This window comes from Mycoplasma sp. 13536 (assembly GCF_055523495.1).
Genome location: NZ_JBVFVC010000001.1, coordinates 995,277 through 1,009,048 on the forward strand (window position 1 = coordinate 995,277; position 13,772 = coordinate 1,009,048).

General features: G+C 30.9%; 15 protein-coding genes and 14 tRNA genes. 3 read left to right on the plus strand and 26 right to left on the minus strand.

Going from position 1 to position 13,772, the window contains the following annotated elements; translation table 4 throughout:
• Positions 1 to 10: 10 nt before the first annotated feature.
• The 6 genes from AC0B4N_RS03995 to AC0B4N_RS04020 all read right to left on the minus strand — a co-directional run bounded on the left by AC0B4N_RS03995 (position 11) and on the right by AC0B4N_RS04020 (position 3,768).
• Positions 11 to 445: an MHO_1590 family protein gene (locus tag AC0B4N_RS03995; protein ID WP_465102548.1), complete on the minus strand. Its 435-nt coding sequence runs from the start codon at positions 443 to 445 to the stop codon at positions 11 to 13.
• A complete protein-coding gene (locus AC0B4N_RS04000; protein ID WP_465102549.1) occupies positions 438 to 1,577 on the minus strand; it encodes a hypothetical protein in 1,140 nt (379 codons plus the stop codon). Before AC0B4N_RS04000 ends, AC0B4N_RS03995 begins: the two co-directional genes overlap by 8 nt.
• Positions 1,564 to 1,989, minus strand: coding sequence for an MG284/MPN403 family protein (locus AC0B4N_RS04005; RefSeq protein WP_465101198.1), 426 nt, complete (start codon positions 1,987 to 1,989; stop codon positions 1,564 to 1,566). Before AC0B4N_RS04005 ends, AC0B4N_RS04000 begins: the two co-directional genes overlap by 14 nt.
• 101 nt (positions 1,990 to 2,090) lie before the next feature.
• Complete coding sequence (proS, locus tag AC0B4N_RS04010; RefSeq protein ID WP_465102550.1) at positions 2,091 to 3,542, minus strand: proline--tRNA ligase; 1,452 nt, start codon at positions 3,540 to 3,542, stop codon at positions 2,091 to 2,093.
• Between the two features lie 63 nt (positions 3,543 to 3,605).
• Positions 3,606 to 3,680: transfer RNA gene (locus AC0B4N_RS04015), tRNA-Gln, on the minus strand.
• A 4-nt stretch (positions 3,681 to 3,684) separates the two neighbouring features.
• Positions 3,685 to 3,768, minus strand: a tRNA-Tyr gene (locus AC0B4N_RS04020).
• A 91-nt stretch (positions 3,769 to 3,859) separates the two neighbouring features.
• Here AC0B4N_RS04020 and AC0B4N_RS04025 point away from each other — a divergent pair.
• The 3 genes from AC0B4N_RS04025 (at position 3,860) to tig (ending at position 6,398) form a co-directional block, all read left to right on the plus strand.
• Positions 3,860 to 3,934 (plus strand) — tRNA-Trp (locus AC0B4N_RS04025).
• Between the two features lie 80 nt (positions 3,935 to 4,014).
• A complete protein-coding gene (locus tag AC0B4N_RS04030) occupies positions 4,015 to 5,007 on the plus strand; it encodes an NAD(P)H-dependent glycerol-3-phosphate dehydrogenase (protein ID WP_465102551.1) in 993 nt (330 codons plus the stop codon).
• Positions 5,008 to 5,084: 77 nt separating this feature from the next.
• Complete coding sequence (gene tig, locus AC0B4N_RS04035) at positions 5,085 to 6,398, plus strand: trigger factor (protein ID WP_465102552.1); 1,314 nt, start codon at positions 5,085 to 5,087, stop codon at positions 6,396 to 6,398.
• 118 nt (positions 6,399 to 6,516) lie between these two features.
• Here tig and AC0B4N_RS04040 read toward each other — a convergent pair.
• From AC0B4N_RS04040 to map, 20 genes are all read right to left on the minus strand, one after another.
• A tRNA-Thr gene (locus AC0B4N_RS04040) sits at positions 6,517 to 6,592 on the minus strand.
• A gap of 51 nt (positions 6,593 to 6,643) precedes the next feature.
• Positions 6,644 to 6,719: transfer RNA gene (locus AC0B4N_RS04045), tRNA-Lys, on the minus strand.
• A 35-nt stretch (positions 6,720 to 6,754) separates the two neighbouring features.
• Positions 6,755 to 7,273, minus strand: coding sequence for a PTS glucose transporter subunit IIA (locus AC0B4N_RS04050; RefSeq protein WP_465102553.1), 519 nt, complete (start codon positions 7,271 to 7,273; stop codon positions 6,755 to 6,757).
• 108 nt (positions 7,274 to 7,381) lie between these two features.
• Positions 7,382 to 7,455: transfer RNA gene (locus AC0B4N_RS04055), tRNA-Gly, on the minus strand.
• A gap of 63 nt (positions 7,456 to 7,518) precedes the next feature.
• Positions 7,519 to 7,594: transfer RNA gene (locus AC0B4N_RS04060), tRNA-Phe, on the minus strand.
• A 5-nt stretch (positions 7,595 to 7,599) separates the two neighbouring features.
• Positions 7,600 to 7,675, minus strand: a tRNA-Asp gene (locus tag AC0B4N_RS04065).
• Between the two features lie 3 nt (positions 7,676 to 7,678).
• A tRNA-Met gene (locus tag AC0B4N_RS04070) sits at positions 7,679 to 7,755 on the minus strand.
• A gap of 20 nt (positions 7,756 to 7,775) precedes the next feature.
• Positions 7,776 to 7,868, minus strand: a tRNA-Ser gene (locus AC0B4N_RS04075).
• A gap of 8 nt (positions 7,869 to 7,876) precedes the next feature.
• Positions 7,877 to 7,952, minus strand: a tRNA-Ile gene (locus AC0B4N_RS04080).
• A gap of 19 nt (positions 7,953 to 7,971) precedes the next feature.
• Positions 7,972 to 8,048 (minus strand) — tRNA-Met (locus AC0B4N_RS04085).
• Positions 8,049 to 8,053: 5 nt separating this feature from the next.
• Positions 8,054 to 8,130 (minus strand) — tRNA-Ala (locus AC0B4N_RS04090).
• Between the two features lie 5 nt (positions 8,131 to 8,135).
• Positions 8,136 to 8,212: transfer RNA gene (locus AC0B4N_RS04095), tRNA-Pro, on the minus strand.
• A 337-nt stretch (positions 8,213 to 8,549) separates the two neighbouring features.
• Positions 8,550 to 9,734, minus strand: a complete 1,185-nt coding sequence (locus AC0B4N_RS04100; protein WP_465102554.1) for an IS30 family transposase — start codon at positions 9,732 to 9,734, stop codon at positions 8,550 to 8,552.
• 666 nt (positions 9,735 to 10,400) lie between these two features.
• A complete protein-coding gene (gene rplQ, locus AC0B4N_RS04105; protein WP_465101216.1) occupies positions 10,401 to 10,772 on the minus strand; it encodes a 50S ribosomal protein L17 in 372 nt (123 codons plus the stop codon).
• A gap of 1 nt (position 10,773) precedes the next feature.
• Positions 10,774 to 11,805, minus strand: a complete 1,032-nt coding sequence (locus AC0B4N_RS04110) for a DNA-directed RNA polymerase subunit alpha (RefSeq protein WP_465102555.1) — start codon at positions 11,803 to 11,805, stop codon at positions 10,774 to 10,776.
• A 25-nt stretch (positions 11,806 to 11,830) separates the two neighbouring features.
• Complete coding sequence (rpsK, locus tag AC0B4N_RS04115; protein WP_465101214.1) at positions 11,831 to 12,220, minus strand: 30S ribosomal protein S11; 390 nt, start codon at positions 12,218 to 12,220, stop codon at positions 11,831 to 11,833.
• A gap of 2 nt (positions 12,221 to 12,222) precedes the next feature.
• Complete coding sequence (rpsM, locus tag AC0B4N_RS04120) at positions 12,223 to 12,591, minus strand: 30S ribosomal protein S13 (protein WP_465101213.1); 369 nt, start codon at positions 12,589 to 12,591, stop codon at positions 12,223 to 12,225.
• 14 nt (positions 12,592 to 12,605) lie between these two features.
• Positions 12,606 to 12,719: a 50S ribosomal protein L36 gene (rpmJ, locus tag AC0B4N_RS04125; protein ID WP_004794374.1), complete on the minus strand. Its 114-nt coding sequence runs from the start codon at positions 12,717 to 12,719 to the stop codon at positions 12,606 to 12,608.
• A 14-nt stretch (positions 12,720 to 12,733) separates the two neighbouring features.
• Positions 12,734 to 12,952 carry a translation initiation factor IF-1 gene (gene infA / locus AC0B4N_RS04130; RefSeq protein ID WP_465101212.1) on the minus strand — a complete coding sequence of 73 codons (219 nt, stop codon included), beginning with the start codon at positions 12,950 to 12,952 and terminating at the stop codon, positions 12,734 to 12,736.
• A 1-nt stretch (position 12,953) separates the two neighbouring features.
• The gene (gene map / locus AC0B4N_RS04135; protein ID WP_465102556.1) at positions 12,954 to 13,703 is read right to left on the minus strand and encodes a type I methionyl aminopeptidase; all 750 of its coding nucleotides are present in this window, start codon (positions 13,701 to 13,703) and stop codon (positions 12,954 to 12,956) included.
• Positions 13,704 to 13,772 lie beyond the last annotated feature (69 nt).

Sequence of the window (13,772 nt, forward strand, 5' to 3'; positions counted from 1 at the left end):
TAATTATACTCTAAAACGGGATTTCATAACTTTTTGCTTCAACTAAGGTTTGTCCATCCATTAATTTAAAATAAAGTGTTATAGTTTTTTTACTCTGGTTAATTGTATAGTCAAACAAAATTTCACCTTTGAAAGAGTCAACACGATATAAAATATGTCTAAATAATCTTGAAGCAAATGCTTGATCTAAAATTACATTTCCGCTTTGGTCATATTTTTTCGTATACTCAATTTCTTTTTGTAAAATTTGCGGAAAAATTGACCGCTTTGCTTTTGGTGGATTAATAGGATCATTACCAGGTTCTTTTTCTTCTAAACGCGGCTCTTTTGGTGTTTCATCATTAGATTTCCTTTGAGTAGTAATAATAACATAGCCTAAAGATCCCACCAAGATGGCTCCTGATACAAATAATAAAATCTTAGCTTTTGAGCCTAGTTTACTCATTGCGGCGTTTCCTAATTTGATAATCTTCAATAGTTCATTCAGTCGATCGATTAAAATGCATATTATTAATTTCTTCCAAAGTTATTTTATATGAGTATTCTCTTTCAAGTACACGTTCAGATTCCACAATTTCTAAATATCGGCTTTTATCTGGCTTAGGTTGATCTTCAGGATTTTTTTCACCATTATTGTAGACACTAACTAAATCATTAAATAAATGAAAACTAAGTACATATTCATATCTAGGTGTAACTTTTTCAGGTATTTCTAAAACCTTTTTAGCATTTATGCTTGATGAACTTTTCACAATTGTTCCATTAATATAATCAGCAGCAAGATAATCATCAATATGGAAAGTAACGGTTCAAACTGAATCATCATCAACTTGTGCTTTTGTTGAAATAGCAATATTTGGATCTTTTTCAATTACGTTAGGCATTCTAAAATAAGGATTTTCAACTAACAGTTGAATATCATCACTTTTCGGAAATAATTCCTTAATTTCTTTACGCAAAGGATCAGAATAATATACCATCGATCCAATTTGGGTAATCTTAGTATTTTTTACAATATCATTTCAAAGAAAAATGATATGAAAATATTTACGTTGAATTGTCAATTTACCATTGTTTAAAAAATAAACATAGGCAAAAGGTTTTTTGATCTTTTGAGTTTTATTACTAGTTAATACTCTTTTATCACTATTTTTGTTCACTTTATCATAAAGAATGATATATTGTCCAACTTCTTTAAGTTCATCATTCAAAAAAGCAATTTCAAGGTTTTTTAAGTTTTCTGCCTCTTTAGTGAATTCTTTTACAGTATTGTTAAAGTCAATTAATGCCTTTTTGTTTGTAACAAAACGACCAACTTCTTTAGAGTTGATACGAAGTGTGTAGCCTTTAATTAATTTATTAGTATCTAAATTCTTAGGTTCAAAAAAGACGTGTGGCGCCTTTAATCCAGGACTATAAGAAACTTCAAGTTCAAAGTTTACTTCTCACTCGTGCTTGTTTTTAACATCACGATCATTCCAAAAGATAGTTGAAGTAAAATTATCACCTAAAACAAAATTCTCATCTGAGCTACTTGAATTCTCTCGTTGCTCATAACTGTAGTTATAGTAATACAAGATAATAACTCGCAAATTCTAAAACTGCAGTTTTTTTCTTTTTATAAAAGGTGGTTTTTGAGAAATGTTTTAAATATCATTCGGTCATATCTTTGGTTTCATTATTTAAATAACAATTTTTTAACAATCAAGCTGATTCAGCACTCATATAAGATAGTATTAACTGAATAAAATCTTCCTTATTCTTTAATTTTTCCTCCAAATAACCTAAACCTTCTTCGATATTTTTATCATTTGGGAAAAATCTTAATTCGAGTTTTGTTCTGATAAGTTGTTTCTTGATTAAATCTTTGTATTCTAAGTATGTTGCGAATAATTCTCTAAGTAATTTACACATTTGTGCGTAAAAATCCTTGTCTTCCATTTCTTTCATCATAAGTTTTTTTGCATCTAAAATATTCTTGTCGAGCATTGTTTACCTCTTTACATTTTTCTATTAATATTTTAAATAAATCTTGCCAAAAAAACTGAAAAAGGAAAAATGGCCAGTTTTTCCCGGGGAATTTTTAAAAATTAGTATGATTTAGCAAAAACAACGTATCTACGGGTTGCTTTGTCACACTCAGGATTAATACAATTTTTGAGACTTTTCTTCTCCATAACTTGTTTTTTTAACAAAATACAACGAGCACTAGCTCCAGTTTCTTCTTTAATCAGTTCTTCAACTGTATCAGAACAACAAAATGGTGCAACTACAAAGTTTTGAGCAGCAATTTCTTTTTTGAAGTCTTCATAATTATCAACATGTTTGGTTTTATCCTCCAAACGTTTTTTGGCTTCAAGATATAAATTTTCTTGAATCTCTTCTAATAAAACACCAACACGCTTCTTAACATCTGCAAGGTCAACTAATTCTTTTTGTAAAGTATCTCTTCTGATTAATTGCACTTTATTTTGTTCAAGGTCCCTTGGACCAATTTCAACACGTAATGGGACACCTTGAATTTCACTATTAGATGCTTTGAAGCCTGGGTTTTTATTTGAAGAATCTAAGTTAACTCTATACAATCTTCCTAAATCTATACTTAATTTCTTTGCAACTTCAGATACTTTTGGATCTTTAGCCGCAAATAATTCTAAAACATCTACTTGCACAGGAGCAACCCGTGGTGGAATAATAATTCCCCGATTATCGCCATGAGTCATAATCAATGCACCAATTAAACGAGTGGTCATTCCTCACGAAGTTTGATAAACAAAGTTTTCTTGGTTTTCTTTATTTTTAAAACTAATTTTATAAGCTTTTGCAAAATTTTGAGCTAAATAATGGCTAGTTCCAGATTGCAATGCCTTCCCATCTTTCATCATTGCTTCAATGGTGTAAGTACTTAAAGCACCAGCAAACTTCTCTTTATGAGTTTTTTTACCTAAAATAGTTGGAATGGCTAAATATTTTTTTAAGAATTTAGCATATAACTTAATCATTTCACGAACTAAAATTCTAGCTTCCATTGCTTCTGAATGACAAGAATGCCCTTCTTGTCATAAGAATTCACGCGAACGCAAAAATGGGTTGGTGGTTTTTTCTCACCGCACAACGTTTGCCCATTGGTTATATACCAATGGCAAATCATTATACGATTTAATTGAGTTTTTAAATAAATCGGCGAATAATACTTCTGAAGTCGGTCTGATAAATAGTTTTTCACTAAGTTCTTTTTCGCCAACATGTGTAACTGTTGCTAACTCAGGATTAAAACCAGCAATATGTTCTTTTTCTAAATTGAACAAACTTTCAGGTATTAAAAGCGGTAAATATACGTTTTGAATTCCTTTCTTTTTAAATAATTTATTTAAGTTTTCTTGAATTAATTCTCAAATCCCATATGAATTAGGTTTGAAAATTAATGAACCCTTGGTTGGACCATAAGCAATTAAATTACCATTTTTGACAACATCTGTGTATCATCTGGCAAAATCTTGTTCCATTGGGGTTATCTTCTTAAGTTCTTTTTGGCTTTTCATATACTTTAATTATAATATAATTATAAAAAAATATAAAAAAACACCGCTTTTTAAGCGATGATATGGCTGCCCCAGTTAGATTCGAACTAACGCATGTCGGAACCAAAACCCGATGCCTTACCGCTTGGCTATGGGGCAATAATGGTGGGGGGAGAGGGATTCGAACCCCCGAATCCTAAGAAAGTGGGTTACAGCCACCCGCATTTGGCCGCTTTGCTATCCCCCCGGAATTGCTTATTAATTATACACACTTTTTTAAAAAAACAAATTTATTTTTTATTTTTTATTTTTAAGGTATAATATTTTAGACAACAAATAGGAGTATAGTTCAACGGTAGAACAACGGGCTTCAACCCCGTGTGTTGTGGGTTCGAATCCTGCTACTCCTGCCAATAATAACCCTTTTAATAAATGATATTGTCCTTCATTTATTAAAAGGGTTTTATTAATCTTTAATATATAATATTTAATTATGAATAAAAAGTATAAATTTGGTTTTATTGGAACAGGAGCCTATGGCTCAGCAATTGCAAATGTTTTAGTAAACAATCGCATACCTGTCTTAATGTATGGTATTGATAATAATGAAATTAATGATATTAATCGAGGATTAAATACAAAATATTTTAAAGATCAAACTTTTAAGTATCCTGAGTTGATTCGAGCAACTGATTCATTAGAAGAATTGATTGATGATTGTGATTCATTAGTTTTAGCAGTTCCTTCGTTTGCGATTGCAAACGTGCTAGAACAATTGCAAAATTTGAGACCAAAACAAAAGTTTAATTTAATTAATTTAGCTAAGGGATTTGAAAAAACTACAAAAATGTTTTTTTCAAGTTTTATCCAGGAAAAAATGAAAGATAATTTAGCTAATTTTGCAACAATTCTAGGACCTTCATTTGCTCCTGAGTTATTTAGTGGCTCAAACACAATTGTCAATGTAATTAGTCCTAGCCCTGCTTATGCTAAATATTTAAGCGAACAGTTTAATAATAAATATTTTAAATTAGTAGTTTTTGAAGATCATTTTGCTGCCGAATTATTTGCTTCTTTGAAGAATGTTTTAGCGATAGGTTGCGGAATTTTGCATGCCTTAAATGACTCACATAATACACATGCTGCTTTTTTAACTAGCGGATTAATGGAAATGCTCGAGATTTATAAAACAATTGCTAGGCAAAAGAAATATAAAGCAATCTTAAATTATTCAACCATAGGCGATACAATCCTTACATGCTTCTCCCAAAAAAGCCGTAATTTCTCTTACGGAAAAGCCATTGCGGAGCATGGGTTATTAGAAGCTAATAAATTATTTAAAGGAACTATTGAGGGTAAGGAAGCGGCCATTGTTTTAGTTGAAATAATAGGCGCTTATAAATTAGATACTGTAGTCTTTAAATTAATTATTGGAATTTTATCTGGTAAATTAAATCCTAAAAATATTAATAAGTTTATTAATTAATATTAATAATAGTGTAAAATATAAAAATATACTTATAATATTATACATTTTAAACAATAAGGAGAAATGGAGAAACAATGTTTAAACATAAATTTAATGCAGAAAAAAACGAAGTTTTAGTAACCTTAAATTGAGACCGTAAAGATTTTGATTTAAAATTACAAAAATCTCTAGATATTGCTGTAAAAACAATCAAAGTTCCAGGTTATAGACCAGGGAAAGCACCAAAGGAAAAATTATTACAAAGAGTTGATATGCTTGCAGTGCAAGATCAAATTATTAGAGAATATGTTAATTCAAAGTGAACAGATTTAACTAAGTACTTAAGTGATAAAAAATTACAAGTTCTTAAATATATTTTAGGATTAAGTATTGGTAAAGAATCAAATGAAAAGGAATTGCATCTTGAAGTACATTTACCAGTAATTCCATCATTTGATGATGTTAACTTTGCGAAAGTTGCTGCAAAACTAGAATTACCTAAAGTAACAAAAGAAATGGTTAAAGATGATATTACACATTTTACCAGCCATTTAACATCAAAAACTGAAGTTACAGATAAAAATGCTAAAACACAATTACGAGATACTGTTGATTTAGATTTTAAAGGATTTATTGATGATGTAGCCTTTGAAGGTGGTGAAGCAACTCACTATGAATTAGAATTAGGTTCAAATTCATTTATTAAAGGTTTTGAAGAACAATTATTAAATAAAAAAGCAGGTTATGAGGGTGAAGTAAATGTCCAATTCCCTAAAACTTATTTTGTTAAAGAATATGCTGGAAAAGATGCTGTATTTAAAGTTAAAATTCACAAAATCCTAAGACAAAGTACCTTAGGTCTTGATGATAGTATTTTTGAAAAACTTGGTAATAAAAATGTTAAAAACTTAAAAGACTTTCAAAAACTTACTGAACTCAAATTAAACCTTGAAGGTTTATCTCAAAACTTAACGAAATATGTTGAAGAATTAGCTTTTGAAGCTTATAAACAATCTAAAATAAAACTAAACAAAATCTTTTATGAACAAGAAATCAATAAACTTAAAAATGAGTTTAATAAAAACCTTGAACAATTCGGAATTAAAAAACGTGAATATATTTCATTGCTAAAAACTTCTGAAAAAGCTATTGATGATGAAATTAATGCAACAGCTGAAAAAACTACAGCCATAAATTACTTAAGATCAAAAATGCTTACTAACTTCACTTTAGATTCACAAGCAGCAAAAGAAAAATACAAAGACAAAATTGCATTTTATGCAAGTGAACAAGAAGCACAAAACATCTCTGAATTTTTAGTTCATAATATTGAATTATTCAAATATATTGGTAAAGAAAAAGAAGCAAAAGATGTTGAAGAATTTATAGCTAAAAAAATAGCTAAATAAAAATTAAAAAGCTTAATAATTAGTATTAAGCTTTTTTTATTAAAAAACTAGCTTTACAGCTAGAAAATTATAGGATTTATATTTTTAATATGAAAAATTTATATCAAAAAAATATTTTTGGTGCACTATACAGGGCTTGAACCTGCGACCTTTTGATTACGAGTCAAATGCTCTGCCAACTGAGCTAATAGTGCATAAATAAACCTTTTAAATGGTTTTTTTAATTTTGGTCATATAATACGATATGGTACATCATACAGGGCTTGAACCTGCGACCCGCTGGTTAAGAGCCAGCTGCTCTGCCAACTGAGCTAATGATGCATTTTAATTATAGCAGATTTTAATCTTAAACCAAATTATTTATAGATACTTATAATTGCTTGTTTGGGATCAACAATTGCTCCTGCCATGAAATCGTCATATTCAACTTGAGTTGCATTACTTTCGGGTAATACTAAAACAATTGCATCTGTGTTAATGCCTTTATCTCGCAATTTATTTAAATCCACTTTAACTAATGCATCACCTTCGCGCACTTCTTTACCTTCTTCAACTAAGCTTTCAAAAGCTTCCGGCAGGCTTAAAGATTCAATCCCTAAACTAACAAGTACCTTAACGTCTTCCTTAGTTTTTAAAACATAGGAATTTAATGATGGAAAAATTAAATCTAAAACTCCTGATATAGGTGCTTTAATAATTATATATTGCAATGAATTGCTAAATTCAATTGCAAAACCTTCACCAAGACTATGATAATCATAGTTGTAATGCGATACATCTGCAAGAGATTTAATTTTACCTTCAAAAATAGGGAATACTTTTGTGATAGTTATTGCTTTCTTTTTTTTCTTAATTAAGTTGCTAAAAATACCCATAAAACCTCCAAATATTCTTATTATTTTACACATTTATTTATTTTATAAAAGCAAAAAATATAAAAACAAGCCGTTATTACGGTTTGAAAAAGATGGTCACACATGAAATGGAGCGGGTGAAGGGAATCGAACCCTCATAGTCAGCTTGGAAGGCTGAAGTTCTGCCATTAAACTACACCCGCATTATTAATTCATTAATATTATAGCAGAAAAATATTTAAATACTAATGAAATTTTGATTTTTTTGGTGGCCCCGGCAGGAATCGAACCAGCGACACACAGAGCTTCAATCTGTTGCTCTACCAACTGAGCTACAGGGCCAAAAATGGCGGTCCAGACGGGGATCGAACCCGCGTTCTCCTCCGTGACAGGGAGGCGTATTAACCACTTTACCACTGGACCTTATGGTTGCGGAGACAGGACTCGAACCTATGACCTCCGGGTTATGAGCCCGGCGAGCTACCAAACTGCTCCACTCCGCGATATATAAATAAAATAATGGTGGCGGGTGATGAGGGATTTGAACCCCCGCGGGCCGTGAAGCCCCTGCTAGTTTTCAAGACTAGTCCCTTCAGCCAGACTTGGGTAATCACCCATTATTTTTGGTGGACCTAACAGGATTCGAACCTGTAACCGACCGGTTATGAGCCGGTTGCTCTAACCGTTGAGCTATAGGTCCAAAATTGAATTAATATTTATGGTAGCACCGAAGAGAGTTGAACTCTTGACCTTCCGGGTATGAACCGGATGCTCTAACCAACTGAGCTACAGTGCCATATATGGTGGAGAGTATGGGATTCGAACCCACCACCTCCTGCGTGCAAGGCAGGCGCTCTAGCCAAATGAGCTAACCCCCCATAAATGGTGAAGAAGACAGGATTTGAACCTGCGACCACTACAGCCCAAATGTAGTGCTCTACCAAGCTGAGCTACTTCTCCGTTATTTTTAGGCTTTATAATTATACAATAGTTCTTAAAAAACGTAAATATTTTTTTATATTTTTTAATTATGTTTTTTGTAAGTTAGTTGCAGGTTATTACATTATTAATTTTAACATAAGTTATAAAAAAACAACAATAAATTACAAATGTTTTTTGGAAAAGTCACTTGCGAGATATTAACAAAATAATTGCGTTTTAATTTTAACATAAATTTTACATAAAAAATGTATGCGAAAACAGAAAACACGGCAGTGTTTTCTCGTCGGTTTTGCTTACTTTTGCAAAAAGTAAGGCCCTTTTGATTGCAATCAAAGGCGGGGGATTAAAAAAAATTTTAGGTTATCTTATATTTCCGGACAACTTGTCGATAGTTATTTATTTTTTCCATCATATAATCAATTTCTTGCTGAGAGTATTTATCTAAGCTTTTTCCTTTGGGAATGTAATACCTAATTAAGCGGTGCATATTTTCTATTGAACCTTTTTGTCATGAACTATATGGTTGGCATTTAAATAATCTTTCAGTTGGAATAACCTGGTGCAATAAGACATTTTCACTACCATTATCAACAGTTAAAGTTTTAATGTCTAAGTTATGTTTCTTGATTAGTTTGAGAAGAGTTTGTTTGATAGCTTTGGAGTTGCGTTTTGAGAGCATAGCATAAGACATTCTGGTTTGCCGTTCAATTATCGTCACAATACAATATGTATCATTGATTTTACCAATAACGGTGTCTAATTCAAAATGACCATGTTCCAAGCGATCATTAATATAAGCTGGACGTTTTGAAATTTCTGTAGCATATTTTAATGTTTTAGGTTTGGTTTGTTTCTTGTTCCTTATGCCATATTTGCCTTCAGATTTTTTAACAATATGGTCAAAATCAAGGAAATAAGGGTATTTTTTAATTATTTTGTAAATTGTACTAGGCGAAGGAGCGAATTCATCAGGGGATAATTTTTTAAAAGAATTCACAAGATAGGTAACTGATTTCTTAACTTCTTTTTGCTGCAAATTCTTTTTATTTCTATTTTTATTGTATGTATTAAGCTCACTATACCAATACTTTCTGTAGGCCTTTCATTTGTCTTTAATTGTATCACTTACAAAAAAGAGTCTCGAAAATGAATAGCCTAATAAATGTTCGTATAGCTTGGTAAAATTAAGGGTTTTAACCCGCATTACTCTTTTTGAACACTTAGGACAAACATAGCGATTTTGTTTATCTAAACTAAGTGGTTTGCGATTTGTAATAATTTCGATTTTACTTTTTATACTTCGAATGTCTCTATCAAAAATCTTGGCTACTTCTTGGATTGAGAAGCCTTCAGAAAGTTCTTGTAAAATATTATAAAGTTGCTCTAGATCGATTTGGTTTGCTCGTAATTTTCGATGCGACTCAAGAGCTCCTTGCATTTTCAAGATAGTGTTGTAATTCTCTTCAATTTTAAAATGTTGATATTTATTTTCTTTTCGATATTTGTCAAAAACACAAATATATTTTTCTAAATTTTTCATATAATTTTAAGGTCTCCTTTATTTTTTGAAAAATTATTAATACAACTATTTTATTACAAGGCAGACAAAAACAATGTCACATGCAAAAAATCTTGCATGTGACATTTCCAATTAATAAATAAATTACAAAAATATTCTCTAATAATATACTATTATATGCAAAAAAATGCTATTGAAATTATTTTAAAGTAAAACCACTTCTTAAAACGAAGAATATATCATTTTTTTATATTTAGGAATCTTCTAAAAAAATACTCTAAAGTATAATTAAATGCAACTTATTTACTTTAAATACAGCTGAAGAAATAATTTATTGTGATCATATAATATGATAAAAGTAATTTAATCAGTATTATTATTAATGAATATATTTTTGTTTTGACAAACGGATAAAGATTTTGCTTCAACATTTATTGATGTTTGTAGCAAACTTTGTATTTGTGAATCCTTGTTATCTAATATTTAAATATATTTTCTTAAAGTTTTATTTATTTCATTATCCTTGGCTTCTGCTTCTTATTAATATAAAGAAAGTGAAATTTCTCCTCCAGTTTGTTGCAATAAAACCCCAACAATAATATTAATTTACTAAAATTAATAAAAAAATATTCAAGGCAGTGCCTTGAATATGAAGATCAATAAAATTATTATTAAAGGTTAGATTAATTAAACAAGTTCGATAATTGCCATACGTGTGCTATCACCTTGACGACGAGGTAATCTGATAATTCTGGTGTATCCACCATTTCTATCTTTGTATTTTGGTGCAATAGTGTCAAATAAATATTTTAAAAGTTCTTTTTCTTCACCTTTGGTATTTACAGTAAGTTTACGTAAGTATCCAGCAACCATACGACGGTTTGCTAATGTAGGGTTTTTTGCTTTTTGAATCATTTTTTCTGCATGTCTTCTTACTTCTTTAGCTCTTGTTAAAGTAGTAATGATTGTTCCGTTTGCATAAAGTTCACTAACAAGTGAACGCATTACACCAGTTCTTCATTTTGTATCACGTGAATAGATTTGTGTAGGATTTGCCATATTATTCTTCTTCCTCTCCTTGTGCTAATTCATAACCATGTTCTCTAAGTTTTTCTACAATTTCGTCAATTGATTTACGACCTAAATTCTTAGTACCTTCAAGTTGTTCAATAGTTAACAAAGCAACTTGACTTATTTTTCTTTTACCAATTTTCTTAAGGGCATTCAGCGAACGAACTGATAAACCTAATTGTGTAATATCTAAATCATCACTAACTGGTTGTGCTTCTTCTTTCACTGCTTCATCAAAAATCTTAATTTCTTGCATATTTTCAACATCACCAATAACTTGGAACATTCCAATTAAGATTTTTGAACCTTGAGCAATCACTTCTTTAGCATTAATAGTTCCATCTGTAATGACCGAGAATTGTAATTCTTCTTCAATTTTCGGTGAAGAAGAGTTCAGTTCTTTAGTAGAATATCATGCTTTTAAAACTGGTGAAAAGTCTGAATCAACTGCGATAAATTCTGCTTGATTTCGAACACTAATATCAGATAAAGTTGCTAATTTATCTTTAACTTCTGCATCAAGAATATAGTTTTTGTTTTCAGAAAATGACATAAAGCCACGACCAACTCTTAAATACATTTCAATATTTAAAACAGCTTCTTTGCTTGTTTCAGCAACAAAAACACTTTCATCAACAACTCTAATTCCAGGATGGTTAATTTCAATTGATTGTGCAGTTAATTTACCTGGTTCTAAAGAACGTAAACTAACTTTTATAATTTCATCATCAGAAACATATTCAGGGTCATAAGTAAAACGTACCTTACGCAGGTTCATAATGATTGATGGAACATCTTGAATAACACCATCAATAGTGCTAAATTCATGTTGAACTCCAGCAATCCGAACACAGAAAGGTGCCAAGTTAGTAATATTTGATAAAATTACTCTACGCAGAGCAACACCTAAAGTATTACCAAATCCTCTTTCTAACCCTGATAAAGTAAATGTTACTTCGTTTCTATTTAATTCTTTATATTCAAATTTTTCTTTGTATGATAAAGGTTGAAATTTCTTCATATTTGATTCCTTAAATGGTTATTAGTTATTTACGAGCACGTTCACGTTTTAAGATACGTTTTGGTGGTCTTGTACCGTTATGCGGAATTGGTGTAACATCTTTAATTTCAGTAATTGTAATCCCTGATACTTCGATTTGTTTTCTAGCAGCATCTTTACCTGCTCCTAGTCCTTTTAACTCAACTTTAACTGATTTCATACCGTGTTCTTTAGCAGCTTCAGCTGCTGCTGCTGCTGCTAAGCCTGCTGCATAAGGGGTTTTCTTTTTAGTTCCTTTGTAACCTATAGCTCCTGATGAACTCCAAGCAATAACATTACCTTTTTCATCTGCAAATGTAACAATAGTATTTTGGTTTGATGAGTGGATGTGTGCCACACCATTAACTATATTTTTTTTCTTAGTTTTACGAGCCATTATTATTTACCTTTCTTTCCTGCAACAGTTTTTCTAGGCCCTTTACGTGTACGAGCATTCTTTTGAGTTGATTGCCCACGTACTGGTAACCCTTTACGGTGTCTAATTCCACGGTAACACTTAATTTCCATTAAACGTTTAATATTTAAAGTTGTTTCTCTACGTAAATCACCTTCGGTTAAGTAAGCTTTTGCTTCTTCACGAATTCTTGATAATTCTTCTTCAGTTAAATCATGAACTCTTGAATTTTCATTAATGTTTGCTTTTTTGCAAATTTCTTGTGCTAATGATTTTCCAATACCATAAATGTATGTTAAAGAGATAACAATACGTTTATTATTTGGAATTTCGACGTTTAAAATTCTAGCCATAATATACTCCCTTCTTAACCTTGTCTTTGTTTGTGTTTAGGCTGCACACAAATTACCCGGTTTACACCTTTTCTTTTGATCATTTTACAGTCTTTGCACATTCTTTTTACACTTGCTCTAACTTTCATTTATACTCCTTAATTTATTTGTGACGGTAGACAATTCTGCCCTGAGTTAAATCATATGGGCTTAATTCTACATCCACAGTATCACCAGGTAAAATTCTTATGTGGTGTACCCTCATTTTACCTGAAATATGAGCTTTAATAATTGCCCCGTTATCTTCCAGCTCAACAGTATATAAATCTGTTGTATGCGCCTCTTTAACAGTAGCTTTAAATTTTATTGCATCTTTTGCCAAATTAAATTCCTTTCGTAAGAACAATTCCTTTACCGTCTTTAATTAAAACTGTATGTTCATAGTGCGCTGTGTTTTTGCCATCTATGCTAACTACAGTTCACCCATCTGCAAGAATCTTAATTCCTTTACTTTGGGTTATCATTGGTTCAATACAAATTACCATGCCATCTTTAAGTAAGGGCCCAGTGTTTTTTTTACCATCATTAGGTACATACGGATCTTCATGTAATTCTAAACCAATGCCATGGCCTGAAAATTCTTCTGGTGTATATAAATTGTTCTTTTTAATATATTGACCGATAGCTGCTGAAATATCGCCAACCCGAGCGCCTTTTTTAATGGCTTTTAAGCCAGCTTCAAAAGCACCTTTGGCTACTTCAATTAGTTTTAAATCAGTTTCTGTTACATTACCAACTGGTTTAGTAAATGCACTATCGCTATTATAACCTTCTCATAGACAACCTAGGTCAACACTAACTAAGTCTCCATCCTTAACTTTATAATTTGATGGAATTCCATGGATCAATTCATGATTAACAGATATACAAGCTGTTGCAGGAAAGCCATATAAACCTAAGAAAGCTGGTTTAGCTCCCCTTTTAATAATTTCTTTAAAAGCTAATTGATCAATGTCTTTTAAAGAAACCCCTGGTCTTATAAAGTCTCAAATAATTTGTTTAACTTCTGCCAAGATTTGACAACTTTTAGTAATTTTTCTAATTTGCTGTTCGTTTTTAATTGTTATTGCCATTATAGCCCTCCAAAAAGTAGAATATGAAAAAAGATACTTAACTAAAAGTATCTTTATTTTACCACATTA